General features: G+C 65.0%; 15 protein-coding genes. 8 read left to right on the top strand and 7 right to left on the bottom strand.

Features of this window, described 5'->3' with window-relative positions; all coding sequences use genetic code 11:
- Window positions 1-45: 45 nt before the first annotated feature.
- From QGV54_RS03710 to QGV54_RS03695, 4 genes are read right to left on the bottom strand one after another with little or no spacing between them, the layout of a single operon-like run.
- A complete protein-coding gene (locus QGV54_RS03710; RefSeq protein ID WP_281018202.1) occupies window positions 46-681 on the bottom strand; it encodes a sarcosine oxidase subunit gamma family protein in 636 nt (211 codons plus the stop codon).
- Complete coding sequence (locus QGV54_RS03705) at window positions 678-3,716, bottom strand: sarcosine oxidase subunit alpha family protein (protein ID WP_281018203.1); 3,039 nt, start codon at window positions 3,714-3,716, stop codon at window positions 678-680. Before QGV54_RS03705 ends, QGV54_RS03710 begins: the two co-directional genes overlap by 4 nt.
- The gene (locus tag QGV54_RS03700; RefSeq protein WP_281018204.1) at window positions 3,713-4,084 is read right to left on the bottom strand and encodes a sarcosine oxidase subunit delta; all 372 of its coding nucleotides are present in this window, start codon (window positions 4,082-4,084) and stop codon (window positions 3,713-3,715) included. The genes QGV54_RS03705 and QGV54_RS03700 overlap by 4 nt, the downstream gene beginning before the upstream one ends.
- A gap of 22 nt (window positions 4,085-4,106) precedes the next feature.
- Window positions 4,107-5,357, bottom strand: a complete 1,251-nt coding sequence (locus QGV54_RS03695; RefSeq protein WP_281018205.1) for a sarcosine oxidase subunit beta family protein — start codon at window positions 5,355-5,357, stop codon at window positions 4,107-4,109.
- A 343-nt stretch (window positions 5,358-5,700) separates the two neighbouring features.
- Between QGV54_RS03695 and QGV54_RS03690 the strand changes: the two genes are divergently transcribed.
- Window positions 5,701-6,702: a GlxA family transcriptional regulator gene (locus QGV54_RS03690; protein ID WP_281018206.1), complete on the top strand. Its 1,002-nt coding sequence runs from the start codon at window positions 5,701-5,703 to the stop codon at window positions 6,700-6,702.
- A gap of 74 nt (window positions 6,703-6,776) precedes the next feature.
- Complete coding sequence (locus QGV54_RS03685) at window positions 6,777-7,112, top strand: PilZ domain-containing protein (RefSeq protein WP_281018207.1); 336 nt, start codon at window positions 6,777-6,779, stop codon at window positions 7,110-7,112.
- A 6-nt stretch (window positions 7,113-7,118) separates the two neighbouring features.
- Here QGV54_RS03685 and QGV54_RS03680 read toward each other — a convergent pair whose 3' ends face one another.
- Window positions 7,119-8,057: a bifunctional riboflavin kinase/FAD synthetase gene (locus QGV54_RS03680; protein WP_281018208.1), complete on the bottom strand. Its 939-nt coding sequence runs from the start codon at window positions 8,055-8,057 to the stop codon at window positions 7,119-7,121.
- Between the two features lie 8 nt (window positions 8,058-8,065).
- Window positions 8,066-8,521: a MaoC family dehydratase gene (locus tag QGV54_RS03675; protein WP_281018209.1), complete on the bottom strand. Its 456-nt coding sequence runs from the start codon at window positions 8,519-8,521 to the stop codon at window positions 8,066-8,068.
- Window positions 8,522-8,650: 129 nt separating this feature from the next.
- On the opposite strand from QGV54_RS03675, the gene QGV54_RS03670 reads away from it, so the two are divergent.
- The 5 genes from QGV54_RS03670 to QGV54_RS03650 all read left to right on the top strand — a co-directional run bounded on the left by QGV54_RS03670 (window position 8,651) and on the right by QGV54_RS03650 (window position 12,842).
- Window positions 8,651-9,853: a UbiH/UbiF/VisC/COQ6 family ubiquinone biosynthesis hydroxylase gene (locus QGV54_RS03670; RefSeq protein WP_281018210.1), complete on the top strand. Its 1,203-nt coding sequence runs from the start codon at window positions 8,651-8,653 to the stop codon at window positions 9,851-9,853.
- Between the two features lie 4 nt (window positions 9,854-9,857).
- Window positions 9,858-10,505, top strand: a complete 648-nt coding sequence (locus QGV54_RS03665) for a hypothetical protein (RefSeq protein WP_281018211.1) — start codon at window positions 9,858-9,860, stop codon at window positions 10,503-10,505.
- A 60-nt stretch (window positions 10,506-10,565) separates the two neighbouring features.
- Window positions 10,566-10,958 carry a RidA family protein gene (locus tag QGV54_RS03660; protein ID WP_281018212.1) on the top strand — a complete coding sequence of 131 codons (393 nt, stop codon included), beginning with the start codon at window positions 10,566-10,568 and terminating at the stop codon, window positions 10,956-10,958.
- A gap of 28 nt (window positions 10,959-10,986) precedes the next feature.
- The gene (locus QGV54_RS03655) at window positions 10,987-12,177 is read left to right on the top strand and encodes an acyl-CoA dehydrogenase (protein ID WP_281018213.1); all 1,191 of its coding nucleotides are present in this window, start codon (window positions 10,987-10,989) and stop codon (window positions 12,175-12,177) included.
- Between the two features lie 212 nt (window positions 12,178-12,389).
- Window positions 12,390-12,842 carry an ester cyclase gene (locus QGV54_RS03650; RefSeq protein ID WP_281018214.1) on the top strand — a complete coding sequence of 151 codons (453 nt, stop codon included), beginning with the start codon at window positions 12,390-12,392 and terminating at the stop codon, window positions 12,840-12,842.
- A 286-nt stretch (window positions 12,843-13,128) separates the two neighbouring features.
- Here the strand turns inward: QGV54_RS03650 and QGV54_RS03645 are convergent, their stop codons facing one another.
- Window positions 13,129-14,265, bottom strand: a complete 1,137-nt coding sequence (locus QGV54_RS03645; protein WP_281018215.1) for an acyl-CoA dehydrogenase family protein — start codon at window positions 14,263-14,265, stop codon at window positions 13,129-13,131.
- A 98-nt stretch (window positions 14,266-14,363) separates the two neighbouring features.
- Between QGV54_RS03645 and QGV54_RS03640 the strand changes: the two genes are divergently transcribed.
- The gene (locus QGV54_RS03640) at window positions 14,364-14,960 is read left to right on the top strand and encodes an HD domain-containing protein (protein WP_281018216.1); all 597 of its coding nucleotides are present in this window, start codon (window positions 14,364-14,366) and stop codon (window positions 14,958-14,960) included.
- The last annotated feature ends 7 nt before the right edge of the window (window positions 14,961-14,967 follow it).

Genomic DNA, 14,967 nt, shown 5'->3' with positions numbered 1-14,967 from the left:
CGGACAATCCCCGAAACGGTATTGCAGGGTCGTCCGGGCCGGGTATCAGATTTCCATCAGTTCACCACTGACCGGCCTTGCCTCCGGCATGCCGAAGGCGCGCGCGCCATGGGTCAGTTCGCAGAACAGGTAATCGGCGTGGGACCAGCGTACCAGCACCTCGAAGACCGGTCCGCCCTCTGCCGCATCATCCCCGGTCTGCACCAGCCAGCCCAGCGCATGGCCGAAGGTCGTGCCCGCAACCTGATCCACAGTGAAGCCGCGCGGATGCAGGTCCAGCGTCGAAAGGGTCATCAGGGTCTCCCGCGCCTTCGGGCCGGAGAGAACAAGGGTCGTATGGTAGTCGGTGACATTCACGATCTGCACATGCCGGCCATCAAGTTCAGCCGTCAGTGCCGTCATCAGTTCCGGTTCACCGTCCACCGGCCCCAGCAGCAGGAACTCGTCCGGCGACTGCCAGAGCAGCCGGTGCGCATCGTTCGCGGTACTGCGGGTCGCCTCCGGCATCGCCAGTCCGGTGACCTTCTCGATCGCGGGTGCCAGCACCTCCGGCAATCCGCGCAGCACGATCTTGGCGTCGAACGCCCGCTCGCTCAGGTGCAGCAGGTCATCAGGCGCGGACATCGCCGAACGGTGCGCCAGCGGAGAACGGCGAACGGGGGCAGTCACGGTGGCGTTCATGCGGCCTCTCCCACGGCGTCACCCAGAAAGTCGTAATGCACGATCTTCGCGGGTACCGGCTTGTCACCCAGGCGGGCAATCCAGACCGTCTCCCCCATTCGCTGGCCGCCGCGCTTGACCATCGCCATGGCGATGGAACGGCCGAGGTTGGGACTGAAATAGGCCGACGTCACGTGTCCCAGCATCGGAACCGGCGGTGCCGGCTCCTCCGGCGTGCCGATGATCTGCGCCCCTTCCATCGGAACATGGTCGCCATCGACGGTCAGCAGTCCGACCAGTTGCTTGCGGTCATCGCGCACGGTGTCGCTGCGCGACAGGGACCGCTTGCCGATGAAGTCGCCCTTCTTCTTCGCGACGGCCCAGTCCATGCGCAGATCGCCGGGCGTCACGGTTCCGTCCGTTTCCTGTCCGACGATGATGAAACCCTTCTCCGCCCGCAGCAGATGCATCGCTTCGGTGCCATAAGGCGTCAGGCCGTGTGGCTTGCCTGCCGCGATCAGTTCCTCCCAAAGCCAGCGCCCATAGGTGGCCGGGATGTTGATCTCGTAGGATGTCTCGCCCGTGAAGGACACGCGGAACACCCGCACCGGAATGCCACCGACGGTGCCGTCCTGCCAGGTCATGAAGGGAAATTCCTCCGGATCCAGGTCGATCCCTTCGACCACGGATGCAACGATCTCCTCCGCCTTCGGACCGCAGACCGCAGCAACGGCCCATTGCTCCGTCACCGTGGTCAGCCAGACGTCCAGGTCCGGCCATTCGGTCTGCAGATAATCTTCCAGCTTCTGCAGCACGCTCGCCGCGCCGCCGGTGGTGGTGGTCATGTGGAAATGGTCATCGGCGATGCAGGCCGTGACACCGTCGTCACTGACCATCCCGTCTTCCCCGAGCATCAGGCCATAGCGGCACCGGCCCGGCGCCAGCTTGGACCAGGCATTGGTATAGACCCGGTTCAGGAACGTGCGCGCATCCTTGCCGCGAATGTCGATCTTGCCCAGCGTCGTCGCGTCCAGGATTCCGGCGGTGGTACGCGCCGCCTTCGCCTCCCGCTGGACCGCGTCGTGAAAGCTCTCGCCCGGTTTCGGATAGGCCCGGGCGCGAAGCCAGTCACCGACGGGTTCGAAGATGGCCTTCTGCTCCAGATGCCAGGCATGCATCGGCGTGCCCCGGCGCGGCATGAAATGCGCGCCCACGTGCTGGCCGCCCAGCGCACCGATGGTCACGGGACGGTAGGGCTGGCGGAACGTCGTCGTGCCCACTTCCGGTACGGTGATGCCACGTGCCTCCGCCATGATGCCGAAGGCATTGACGTTGGAGATCTTGCCCTGGTCGGTACCCATGCCCTGGGTGGTGTAGCGCTTGGTGTGCTCGACCGAGTCATAGCCTTCCTCTGTCGCCAGCTGCAGGTCCGACGCCTTCACGTCATCCTGCAGATCGACGAAGGCCTTGGTCTTCTCCCGCGGCAGCCCGGAGGGCACCTGCCACACCGGAACCAGGTTCAGGGTCTCGACAGCATCGGTCCTGACCTCGGGCTGCCTGATCGCACGCACCGTGAAATCGGCTGCCCGCGCCGCCTCCAGCCCGGCCTTCGAGCCCTCCGCGAGCACTTCCTGCAGTTCCAGGGTGCCGTTGCAGGCACCGGCGGAGCGTTCCTGCTGCCACGAAAGCCCGGGACGGAAACTGGCCAGTTCCTCATCCCACTTCAGCTTGCCGCGAGACTGGGCGAACAGCGCAACATTCGGGTTCCAGCCACCCGAGACCGCGATCAGGTCACACTCGATACGGCTGCGGGAGCCACGCACATTGCCGTTGTCATCCAGACTGGAAACGAAGGCACTGTCGATGCGGTGTCGGCCATGGGTGCCGACAATGGCGGTACGCGGGTAGACGGCAATACCCGCCTTCAGCGCCCGCAGCGCCATGGCCTCGTTCAGTTCCCGGCGCAGATCCACGATCCCGGCGACCTCGCCCCCGGCAGCGCGGATGTCGAACGCCGTCTGCCAGGCACTGTCGTTGTTGGTGAAGATCAGGACCCGCTTGCCTGCCAGCACCCCGTAACGGTTCAGGAATGTCCGCACGGCCCCGGCCAGCATGATTCCGGGCCGGTCGTTCTCGTTGAACACCAGTGGACGCTCAATGGCGCCCGTGGCCAGCACGACCTGCTTCGCCCGGACCCGCCAGACCCGCTGGCGTGGCTGCCGACGGTCGCGCCGATGCTCCGGCAGATGATCCTTCACCCGCTCGATCAGCCCGACGAAGTTCATCGCGTAATAGCCGAAAGCGGTGGTCTGGGTCAGCACCGTGACCTCAGGATGCTCGGCCAGTTTCGCGGTCTGGTCCGCAATCCAGTCTGCCGGTGCCTTGCCGCCGATGGTGGTGCCATCCGGGTCGGTGGCATTCAGGCTGCCACCCAGACGGTCGGTCTCCTCCACCAGGATCACGCGCGCCCCGGACCGGGCCGCGTTCGCGGCAGCCGCAAGGCCGGCAGGCCCCGCACCGATCACCAGCACATCGCAGTGGCGGTTGACGGACTCGTAACTGTCCGGATCCGGCTTCGTCGGTGACTTGCCCAGGCCGGCGGCGCGGCGGATGAACGGCTCGAACGTCATCCAGTTCAGCCAGCGGAACCGGTCCGACCCCATGAAGGTCTTGTAGTAGAACCCGGCAGGGAAGAAGCGCATGAAGACATCGTTCAGCACACCGACGTCATGCTTCAGGCTGGGCCAGCAGTTCTGCGACCGGGCCTCCAGCCCTGCATGGATCTCCCGCGTCGTCACCATGACGTTGGGATCGGTGGAGGCCGGGTCGGAACCGATCTGCACCATGGCTGCCGGGTCGTCGCCGCCTGCGCCGACGATGCCACGCGGCCTGTGATACTTGAAACTGCGGCCGACCATGATCTCGCCGTTGGCCAGCAGGGCCGAGGCGATCGTATCGCCCTCGTAGCCCGGAATCTCGCGCCCGTCGAAGGTGAAGCTGACCGAACGGTCCCGATTGATCAGCCCCCGTCCGGGAATCCTGTATGGCTGGCTCACGATGCGGCCTCCTCATCGCGGGTCATGATCTTCACCGCATCATTGCCGGAACCGATGGAGGCTTCGCCTGCCGGTGTGGCGGGCAGGTCGGCGGTCACCTTCGGCGGCTTCTCGCCGATGCGGTAGACGGCATGAATCTCGTCCGTCGCCGTGTTGCGCAGCATGTTGAAGAACTTGCGGCAGCCCGTGGCATGCCACCAGCGCTCCGCGAACAGGCCCTTGGTATTGGTGCGCATGAACACGAACTCCGCCCATTCCGCGTCCGTCATGTTCTCGGAGTCCGTCGGACGGGCGATATGGGCCTCACCGGCATAGGTGAACTCCGACTGGTCGCGGGCACCGCAATTGGGGCAATCGATGACGAACATCAGTGCTGCTCCTGCCTTGGCATCAGTGCGCCACCGCGGCGGCACCATGCTCCGCCACCAGTGCGCCTGTCGTGAAACGGTCGATCGCGAAGGGGGCCGCGATGCGGTTGGGCTCGTCCTTCGCGATCAGGTCGGCGAAGACATGGCCCGATCCCGGTGTCGCCTTCCAGCCGCCGGTACCCCAGCCGCCGTTGACGTAGAAGCCCTTCACCGGGGTCTTGGAGATGATGGGGCTGGCGTCCGGGCAGACATCGACGATGCCGCCCCACTGGCGCATCATCCTCAGGCGCGAGAAGATGGGAAACAGCTCCATCAGCGACGCCATCTGATGCTCGATGATGTCCAGGTTGCCGCGCTGGGTATAGGAAAGCTGCGCATCGATACCGGCACCGATGACCAGTTCCCCCTTGTCCGACTGGCTGCAATAGACATGCACCGCATTGGACATGACGACACAGTTCAGGATCGGTTTGATCGGTTCCGAAACCAGCGCCTGCAGCGGGTGGCTCTCCACCGGCAGACGGATATCCAGCATGCTCGCCATCACCGAGGTATGCCCGGCCGTGACGGAGGCCACCTTCGGCGTGCGGATCGTGCCGCGGGTGGTCTCGATACCCGTGACCTCCCCGGCTTCCGTCAGGATCCCCGTGACCTCGGTCTGCTGCAGGATATCGACGCCCAGCGCATCGGCGGCGCGGGCATAGCCCCATACAACGCCGTCGTGGCGGTTCACGCCACCGGACCGCTGCAGCGTACCGCCCAGCACCGGATAGCGGATATCGCCGGAGATGTTGATCGAGGGGCAGAAGTTCTTGACTTCCTTCGCGTCGAGCCATTCGGAATCGACACCGTTGAGACGGTTCGCCTCCACGCGCCGCTTCAACTGCCGCATCTCGCCCTCGTCATGGGCAAGGTTCAGCACGCCGCGATGGCTCATCATGATGTTGAAGTTCAGTTCCTGCCCCAGTCCATTCCAGAGGTTCAGGGCGTGGTTGTAGATCGCGGCACTCTCGTCGAAGAGGTAGTTGGAACGGATGATCGTGGTGTTACGACCGGAGTTGCCGCCACCGATCCAGCCCTTCTCGACCACCGCGATGTTGGTCATGCCGTGCAGCTTGGCCAGGTAATAGGCCGTTGCCAGCCCATGACCGCCGCCGCCGATGATCACGGCATCATAGCTCGGCTTCGGTTCCGGCTTGCGCCAGACGCGATCCCAGCCCCGGTGACCCCCCAGGCCCTGCCGGATCAGTTCAAGTGCCGAGTATCGTTTCATGTCCCGAGCATCCCCCTTCAACCGGGTTGCGCCGACCCGTCCCGATCCGCGCGCGACAGGGAAGAGGCCGGAGTGCCATCGCAGTTGTGATGACAGCGGCGCCGAAACGGGGATCAGCCCGCCGCGACACAGCGTGTATCAAGCGCGACACGGCACAAGAGTCAAACACATGATGATGACTGGCTTTGCGACAGATTTCGCGTCGCAAACAGATCATTTCATGCACTCCATGGATTGACGATCCTGCAAGTTTGTGCCGCTGTAATCTTTGTGACTTCTGGCGTGCATTGAACGCGTCCTGATCCGGCAGGGGGGCTGCCGGGTTCCTGATCGGAGAATGACCATGGCTGACCAGGGTTTCGAGGTGCAGAGGACGCATCGCGTCCTGTTCTTCCTTGTGCCGCAATTCTCCATGATCGCCTTTTCCTCTGCGGTCGAACCCCTGCGTCTGGCCAATCGCACCCTCGGGCGTCAGGCCTATGAATGGATCATTGCCTCCACCGACGGGCAGCCGGTCACTGCATCCAACGGTCTGAGCGTCGGCGTCGACATGTCCCTTGATCAGGTTCGCCAGCGCTCCCTGGACGACATCAAGCCGGAGCTGATCCTGATCAGTTCCGGCCTGCAGGTGGAATCCTTCCGCAACCCGCAGTTCGACGGCTGGATCCGGGCCATGCATCGCCACGGCACCGGGATCGGCGGCCTGTGCACGGGCGCATGGCTGCTGGCCCATGCCGGGCTTCTGGACGGGCGGCGTTGCTCCATCCACTGGGAAACCCTGCCGGCCTTCGCCGAGAAATACCCGACGGCGGAAGTGCATGCCGACCTGTGCGAGATCGACCACGGCATCTATACCTGTGCCGGCGGAACCGCGGCGCTGGACATGATGCTGCACGTGATCGAGGGACATTTCGGTCAGCAGGTGGTCACGCAGGTCTGCGAACTGTGCATGATCGATCGCATCCGTAATCCGCGGGACCGGCAGCGCCTGCCGTTGCAGGCACGCCTTGGCCTGCATCACGCCAAGCTGCTGCTGATCATCGAACTGATGGAAGCCAATGTTGCCGAGCCGCTGTCACTCGCCGAACTGTCGGACTACGTCGGCCTGTCACGCCGCCAGGTCGAGCGGCTGTTCCGCCGCCACCTGGGTCGCTCCCCCGCGCGGTACTATCTGGAGATCCGGATCGATCGTGCGCGGCATCTGCTGCTGCAGTCCAACATGCCCATCGTCGATGTCGCCATTGCCTGCGGCTTCGTCTCGGCCTCGCACTTCTCCAAGTGCTATCGCGAGATGTACGGGCGCAGCCCGCAGATGGAACGCCTGCAGGCCGCAGCCTTCGTCTGAATTTCCGCAGGCACCTGCGCCCCCCGGGCACGGCGGCGGTGACATGATACCTCGCGCAGACCTATGATCGCTTCATGACAGAACTCAAGGAAGCCGCCCCGCCACCGGGCGGGGAACGCAGACGGTTCGCACGCACCTGGGTCGGTCTGCCGGTGACGATCATGCTCGCTGACGGCAGCCCGGTGGAACATACGGCGATCAACGTCTCCGCCGGTGGCTTGCTGGCCAGTCCTGTCGTGGCATCCACGGAAGGCGGAACCTGCACGGTTCTGGTAACGGGATTCGACACACCACTGGAAGCGCGCATCGTCAGTCACAGGACCAGTGGCACCGGCCTGGCCTTTGACGACACCGTTACAGGCGAGGCCCTGGCGCTGTGGATGGTGGAGCGGGCGATACGCGGCGGCTGACAGCCGTCAGGATGACGCCAGGATCTTTCTGGCGCTGTCCGCATCCGCTGCGATCTGTGCCTTCAGGGCGTCCAGGCCGTCGAACTTCTGTTCCGGCCTGATGAAATCCAGGAACCGCACCCGGGCATGACGACCATAGAGGTCACCGGCATAGTCGAGCACATGCACCTCCAGCAGGACATCGGACTTGTCGAAGGTCGGACGCCGCCCGAGGTTGGCGACACCGCCATGCCAGACGGTCTGTCCGTCTTCCTCCCAACCGATGCGTACGGCATAGACACCGAACTGCGGCTCGATATAGCCGCCCAGGGCCACATTGGCGGTGGGGAATCCGATTGTCCGGCCCCGCTGATCGCCCTTGATGATGCGGCCATGCACTTCCCAGTCATGCCCCAGCAGCGCCGAAGCCCGGCGCGGCGCACCCTGCCAGAGGGCATCGCGGATGCGGGTCGAGGAGAAGACTTCCTCTCCCTCGCGCACCGGCTCCACGACGGTCACGCCGAAGCCGCGCTCCTGCCCCATGGCCTGCAACAGCGCGACATTGCCTGCCCGCTTGTGGCCGAAGGCGAAGTCATAGCCGACAACGACATGGGCCACGCCGAGCCGCCGCACCAGAACCTCGTCGATGAAGTCACCGGCACTCATCTCCGCCATCGCCCGACCGAAGGGAGCCACGGCCATGACCTCGACACCCGCGTCGCACAGGCTCATGGCCTTGGCGCGGAAATTGGTCAGCCGGAAGGCCGGTGCCCTGGCGGCGAAATATTCGCGGGGATGCGGCTCGAACGTCAGGACGCCCGCCGGACACCCCAGGGTCGCGGCAATCTGCTGCGCCCGGGAAATGAGCACCCGGTGGCCACGGTGAACACCATCGAAGTTGCCGATCGCCACAGCGGCACCCCGGCACCCGGCCGGTGCAACGCCGCTCAGTCGGGCGATACGCAAGTCGCCGCTCACTTGCCCCGACGCGCCGGCATGATCCAGGCGTCGCCGACGATGACCTTGCGGTCGCCTGCCATGCAGACACACTTGAAGTGCACCCGGCCCTTCTCGGCCAGCACCTCGTCGACCTCCGCCGTCGCGGTAACCACGTCGCCGATGCGCACAGGGGCCGTGAACTTCAGGTTCTGCGACATGTAGATGCCGCCCGGACCGGGAAAGATCGTCCCGAAGATGGTGGACAGGAAGCTCGCCGAAAGCATGCCATGGGCGATGCGGCCCTTGAACATGGTGGTCTTCGCGAAGTCCTCGTCCAGGTGAAGCGGATTGTCGTCGCCCGAGGCATCGGCGAAGGCCTGGATCAGGTCCTCCGTCACCTCGGCGGTATAGCTGCCGACCATCCCGATCTCGATATCCTCCAGATACCAGGTCTTGCCCTTCTCGGTGATGGTCCCCGTTGCCGTGCTCATCCTTGCCGCTCCTCCAGACATCTCTGCTGCCGCCATGGCCCTGACGGTTATAGAGCACAATCACTTCCGCCCCGCCAAGGCCCGAAGGTCGCATGTTGCACCTGCACGGGTTTGGCTACACTGCCCCCCATGACAGACATTCATGCACGTGTACTGATCGTCGGCGGTGGCCTGGTGGGCCTGAGCCTTGCCGCTGCGCTGGGCCGCGTCGGAATCACGACGGTTGTCGTGGACCGTGAATCGCCCGTGGAGCTTGTCGCACCGCCCTTCGATGGCCGGGCCTCCGCAATCGCCGCCGCAAGCTGGCGGATGCTGGATCGCCTGGGCATCGCCGGACGGATCGAGGATGTGCAGCCGATCAACGAGATCCGGGTTTCCGACGGCAATGCGCCGCTGTTCCTGCACTATGACCACCGGGACGTGGGCGACGAGCCGCTGGGCCAGATGGTGGAGAACCGGTTCACCCGGCTGGCCCTGTTCCAGACCGTCGCGACACTGGAAAGCGTCACGCTGAAGGCGCCGGTCACTGTCGGACGGATGAAGCGCTCCCCCGCCGGTGTCGAGGCGGTGCTGAGCGACGGTGACATTGTCCGTGCCGAGCTCTGTGTCGGGGCCGACGGGCGCATGTCGCGCCTGCGCCAGGATGCCGGGATCGAGACCCTGCAATGGCGCTACCCGCAGGATGGAATCGTCTGCACCATCGCCCACGCAGAGAGCCACCACGGCATCGCGCACGAACGGTTCCTGCCCGCAGGCCCCTTTGCCATCCTGCCGCTGACCGCCAACCGCTCATCGCTGGTCTGGACCGAACGCAGCGACCTGGCACCGGCGTTCATGGACCTGCCGGAGGCGGAGTTCACCGCGGAGATCCAGCGCCGGGTCGGCAACTTCCTGGGTCCGGTACAGGTCGTCGGTGACCGCTTCCGCTATCCCCTGAGCCTTGTCCTGGCCCACGCCTTCCGCTCCGACCGGCTGGCCCTGGTCGGGGATGCGGCGCATGGCATTCACCCGATCGCCGGACAGGGGTTCAACCTGGGTCTGCGCGATGTCGCGGCGCTGGCGGAATGCCTGACGGACGCGGCGCAGCTTGGCCTGGACCTGGGCGATGCCGGTGTGCTGACACAATATGAACGCTGGCGCAGGACGGACTCAGTCGCCCTGACGGCGGTCACGGATATCCTGAACCGCCTGTTCTCCAACGATCTGCCGCCCGTCAGACTGGCGCGAGACCTGGGACTGGCCGCAGTGCACCGTTCCGGCCCGCTGCGCCGGTTCTTCATGCGCCATGCCATGGGGGACGTCGGCGACCGCCCTGCCCTGCTGAGAGCCTGAAACGATGTTCGAGTATATCGACGGCTACTGTGAGCGGATCGCCCCCGGACTGCTGGGGGAACCGCTGAACGCCATCACCAACCTGGCCTTCATGTTCGCCGCACTCTGGCTCTGGCGGATCGCCCGGCGCCATCACCGTGACCGGTCGTGGATGCTGCGCACACTGGTGTTCCTGCTGTTCGCCACAGGTGTCTGCAGCCTGATCTTCCACAGCTTCGCGAACGTCATCGGCGTCATTCTGGATACGCTGGCCTTGACGCTCTGCCTGCTGGCCGCGTTCCTGTTCAGTGCCCGTGTCTGGCTGCATCAGGGCTGGTGGACCGCCGCGCTCTGGCCGGTCGGCATGATCGTGGCTGCTCTCGTACTGGGCGGTATCGTGCCGGTCGACGGGGCGGCCTACCTCGGCCCGTTCGTCACCGGGGCGCTGTTGGCCGGAATCCTGATCCTGCGCGGACATCCGGCGGGAAAGGATGTGGCGATTGGCGTCGCCTGCTTCGTCCCGTCGTTCTTCTTCCGGTCGATCGACGCCCCGGTCTGCGAGGCCTTTCCCGACGGCACACATTTCCTGTGGCACATACTGAACGCCTGCGTGCTTGGTTTCGCGATCCTGCCCTTCGCCCGGCTCGACCCGAGACGGCTGCCGCCACGCTGATTGCCGCTGCTGGCAGGACGGACTAGAACTGTGCGAGCAACAGATCGCGGGAGGAAAGAGATGCAACTCATCAATCCACCGGAGTGGAAGCGCCCGAAGGGATACTCCAACGGAGTCGTCGCGCGCGGGTCCATGGTATTCGTCGCCGGCCAGATCGGCTGGACGGGCGATGAGGTCTTCGAGACCGATGACTTCGCCGGGCAGGCCCGCCAGGCCTTCGCCAATACCCTGCGCGTCCTGCAGGAAGCCGGGGCCGGGCCGGAGCATATTGTCCGCATGACCTGGTTCATCACCAGCAAGCGGGAATATCTGGATGCCGCCCGGGACGTCGGCCAGGCCTTCCGCGACTGCTTCGGCAAGAACTTTCCCGCCATGGCGGTGATGGAAGTGACCGCACTGATGGAAGACCGGGCCAAGATCGAGATCGAGACCACCGCCGTGATCCCTGACTGATCACCGCGACGAGCAGGAGCCTTTTGGCATGAACGCACCGACCAAGACGAAAGCCGCATTCAACTGGGAAGATCCCTTCGATCTGGACAGCCAGTTGTCGGAAGAGGAGCGCATGGTCCGCGACACCGCGCGCGACTATGCGCAGGAAAAGCTGATGCCCCGCGTGATCGAGGCGTTCCGGGAGGAAAAGACCGACCGCAACATCTTCCGCGAGATGGGGGAACTGGGTCTGCTGGGTCCGACCATCGACGGCTACGGCTGTGCCGGTGTGAACTACACGACCTACGGCCTGATCGCGCGGGAGGTGGAACGCATCGACAGCGGCTACCGCTCCATGATGAGTGTCCAGTCGTCGCTGGTCATGCACCCGATCTATGCCTATGGCGACGAGGCGCAGCGGGAGAAGTATCTGCCCAAGCTGGCCTCCGGCGAATGGGTCGGCTGCTTCGGCCTGACCGAACCCGATCACGGTTCCGATCCGGGCGGCATGAAGACCCGCGCGAAGTCGGTGGACGGCGGCTATCGCCTCAGCGGCGCCAAGATGTGGATCTCCAACGCCCCCATCGCCGATGTCTTCGTGGTCTGGGCCAAGACCGATGACGAGAAGATCCGCGGCTTCGTGCTGGAGAAGGGCATGGAAGGTCTCTCGGCCCCGAAGATCGAGGGCAAGCTGTCGCTGCGCGCCTCCATCACCGGCGAGATCGTCATGGACAACGTGTTTGTCCCGGCGGAGAACCTGCTGCCCAACATCAGCGGTCTGGGCGGCCCCTTCGGCTGTCTCAACAATGCCCGCTTCGGCATCGCCTGGGGCGCGCTGGGTGCGGCGGAGTTCTGCTGGCACGCGGCCCGGACCTACACCATGGACCGCAAGCAGTTCGGCCGTCCGCTGGCCCAGAACCAGCTGATCCAGAAGAAACTGGCCGACATGCAGACGGAGATCGCCATCGGCCTGCAGGGCTGCCTGGCGGTGGGCCGGATGAAGGACGCCGGTGCCTGCCCGCCGGAATCCATCTCCATCATCAAGCGCAATTCCTGCGGCAAGGCCCTCGACATCGCCCGCACCGCCCGCGACATGCACGGCGGCAACGGCATTCACGAGGAATATCACGTGATGCGCCACCTGATGAACCTGGAGACCGTGAACACCTACGAGGGCACCCACGACGTCCACGCCCTGATCCTGGGCCGCGCCCAGACCGGCCTGCAGGCGTTCTTCTGAGGAAGTGACGTCGGGCCATGACTGATTTGCTGGCTCTTCCCCCCTTGCGGGGGAAGGGACTGCGCAGCGGTCGATGGGGGGTGAAGCCGAAGGCTGCTGCACTGCGGTCTGATCGCTGTTCGGCTGCGCCGTTCACCCCCATCCCGGCCTTCCCCATCAAGGGGGAAGGAGGATCTCGGTTCAGCCGGAACAGAACAACAGGACATGACACCATGACCAGCACACCGCAACGCACGCCCCGACAGGTGATGGAAGCCTACCTGATGGAGGTCGTGACCAACGGCCGCCTCGACCTGATCGAGGAACTGGCCCAGCCGGACATGGTCGATGAGGCCAATCAGGCCTTCAACGGCCCCCCGGGAAGGGCCGGCCTCGTCGCCCACGCCAAGGGCTTTGGCCGCAACATCAGCGATCTCTCGGTCACCGTGGACCAGATCGTCGCGGGCGAGGACGACGTGATGGCGAAATGGACCTTCACCGGCAAACTCAACGGCCCCTGGCTCGGCCAGACCCCCACCGGGAAGATATTCTCCTGCACCGCCTTCAGCTTCTTCCGCCTGAGAGACGGCTTGATCGACCACTACCGCGTCTGGCTGCACGCCAACCTGGACACGCCGGTGGTCTTCGATTCCGCAAACCCGCAGGCGCTCCTCGCCAAAGGCTGACAGGCGCCCCCTGTCCAGCGTTCCTGCGGGTTACCCGCCTGATCGGTCTCCGGCACCGATGCGTTGGGGGAGCGATGCAGAAGACACTTCTGCTCCTCCGCCTCTCACGCCGCTCGCGGACCTGATCCGCGAGCCCAGTCTCGGACGCCGGTGCGGCACCATGGGTACCCGGGTCAAGCCCGGGCACGACGTCGGTGGGGTGGGAGCGATGAAGAAGACACTTCTGCTCATTCACATAGGCACGGCGCTCACGGACGCGGCGCTGACTCGCTGAACAGTCCGGGCCTCAGTCCTTCAGCAACTGGCGGCTGATCACCACGCGCATGATCTCGTTGGTGCCTTCCAGGATCTGATGAACGCGGCAGTCGCGCATGTAGCGTTCGATCGGATGGTCGCGCAGGTAGCCGTAGCCGCCGTGCAGCTGCAGCGCGTCGTTGCAGACGTTGAAGCCGGTGTCGGTGGCGAAGCGCTTGGCCATGGCGCAGGCGACGGTCTTGTCCGCAGCACCGGCATCCAGCTTCGCCGCCGCGCCGTGGATCATCATCCGCGCCGCCTCCAGTTCCGTCGCCATGTCGGCCAGCTTGAACTGGGTATTCTGGAACCCGGCGATGGCCTGGCCGAACTGCTTGCGGTCCTTGACGTAGGCAATGGTGCGCTCCAGCGAGGCGCGGGCGGCGCCGATGGAGCAGGCGCCGATATTGATGCGTCCACCGTCCAGACCGGCCATGGCGATGCTGAAGCCCTGTCCTTCGTCGCCGATGCGGTTCGACACCGGCACCCGGCAATCGTCGAACATGACCATCGCGGTGGGCTGGGAGTTCCAGCCCATCTTGCGTTCCTGCGCGCCGAAGCTGAGGCCGGGCGTATCCTTCTCCACCGCGATGCAGGTGACGCCCTTCGGCCCGTCGTCCCCGGTCCGCACCATGGTGACATAGACGTCGGAGCGCCCGCCGCCGGAGATGAAGGCCTTGGCGCCGTTCAGCACGTAATGGTCCCCGTCGCGCACCGCCTTCGTCTTCAGGCTGGCGGCGTCGGAACCTGCACCCGGTTCCGTCAGGCAGTAGCTGGCGAACCATTCCATCGAGCAGAGCTTCGGCAGGAACTTCGCCCGCACCGCATCATCACCGAAGCGGTCGATCATCCAGCTCGCCATGTTGTGGATGGAGATATAGGCGGCCGTGGAGGTACAGCCCGCCGCCAGTTCCTCGAAGATCACGGCGGCATCGACGCGGGTGAGACCCGATCCGCCATGCGCGGGATCGACATAGATGCCGGCAAAGCCGAGCGCGGCGGCCTGGCGCAGCGTGTCCTCGGGGAAGATCTTCTCCTCGTCCCACTGCGCGGCATGGGCTTCCATCTCCGCCTGCGCGAAGCTGCGCGCGGCGTCCTGAAACGCAATCTGGTCCTCGGTCAACCCGGTCATCTGTTCCTCCCCCGTCGATGCGCCTTGCCCGAAGGCCACCGCACCGGAGATACTGGACACTGCAGACCGGGTCAACGCAACGGGGTGGGAACGAACCAATGGCAGACAGCGCACGCTTCACCAACATGGCTGATGGCACCGCCGAGGACTGGAAGATCATCGGCAGTCACTACAAGCCGTTCAGCGCCGGTCTGCCGGATCGCCTGCTGGCGCATCTGGAACTGCTGGGCGGCGACTATGGCGGGTTCCAGGTGGACCGGCTGGAGCACAGCCTGCAGACGGCAACCCGTGCCCACAGGGCAGGCGAGGACGAGGAATATGTCGTCGCCGCGCTGCTGCACGACATCGGCGACCTGCTGTGTTCGTACAATCACGCCGACATGGCGGCGACGGTGCTGCGCCCGTTCGTGTCCGACTCGATCCACTGGATGGTGGCGAAGCACGGCATCTTCCAGGGCTATTACTTCTTCCACCATCTGGGCCTGGACAGGGACATGCGCGAACAGTTCCGGGGCCACGCGGACTTCGAGAAGACAGCGATCTTCTGCGAACGCTACGACGCGCCCGCCTTCGATCCGGCCTATGAGTCAATGAGGCTGGATGACTTCCGGCCGATGGTGCACCGGGTCTTCGAAAAGCCGAAGAGTTCGATCTACATGGCGGATGCAGCACAGGAAGTGAACCTGGGCGCCTAGCCCTGGA

Source organism: Minwuia sp. IMCC3060, assembly GCF_029909435.1.
Taxonomy (GTDB): Bacteria; Pseudomonadota; Alphaproteobacteria; order Minwuiales; family Minwuiaceae; genus Minwuia.
The sequence above is the reverse complement of the archived record's forward strand: the minus strand, read 5'-3'. Positions and strand labels throughout refer to the sequence as shown.

Bases quoted from the DNA above. Each gene is read 5' to 3' on its own strand.
- QGV54_RS03670 (WP_281018210.1), top strand. From the start codon at position 8,651: ATGACAGACATTCATGCACGTGTACTGATCGTCGGCGGTGGCCTGGTG.
- QGV54_RS03695 (WP_281018205.1), bottom strand. From the start codon at position 5,357: ATGAAACGATACTCGGCACTTGAACTGATCCGGCAGGGCCTGGGGGGT.
- QGV54_RS03690 (WP_281018206.1), top strand. From the start codon at position 5,701: ATGGCTGACCAGGGTTTCGAGGTGCAGAGGACGCATCGCGTCCTGTTC.
- QGV54_RS03700 (WP_281018204.1), bottom strand. From the start codon at position 4,084: ATGTTCGTCATCGATTGCCCCAATTGCGGTGCCCGCGACCAGTCGGAG.
- QGV54_RS03675 (WP_281018209.1), bottom strand. From the start codon at position 8,521: ATGAGCACGGCAACGGGGACCATCACCGAGAAGGGCAAGACCTGGTAT.
- QGV54_RS03665 (WP_281018211.1), top strand. From the start codon at position 9,858: ATGTTCGAGTATATCGACGGCTACTGTGAGCGGATCGCCCCCGGACTG.
- QGV54_RS03640 (WP_281018216.1), top strand. From the start codon at position 14,364: ATGGCAGACAGCGCACGCTTCACCAACATGGCTGATGGCACCGCCGAG.
- QGV54_RS03655 (WP_281018213.1), top strand. From the start codon at position 10,987: ATGAACGCACCGACCAAGACGAAAGCCGCATTCAACTGGGAAGATCCC.
- QGV54_RS03660 (WP_281018212.1), top strand. From the start codon at position 10,566: ATGCAACTCATCAATCCACCGGAGTGGAAGCGCCCGAAGGGATACTCC.
- QGV54_RS03685 (WP_281018207.1), top strand. From the start codon at position 6,777: ATGACAGAACTCAAGGAAGCCGCCCCGCCACCGGGCGGGGAACGCAGA.
- QGV54_RS03645 (WP_281018215.1), bottom strand. From the start codon at position 14,265: ATGACCGGGTTGACCGAGGACCAGATTGCGTTTCAGGACGCCGCGCGC.
- QGV54_RS03710 (WP_281018202.1), bottom strand. From the start codon at position 681: ATGAACGCCACCGTGACTGCCCCCGTTCGCCGTTCTCCGCTGGCGCAC.
- QGV54_RS03650 (WP_281018214.1), top strand. From the start codon at position 12,390: ATGACCAGCACACCGCAACGCACGCCCCGACAGGTGATGGAAGCCTAC.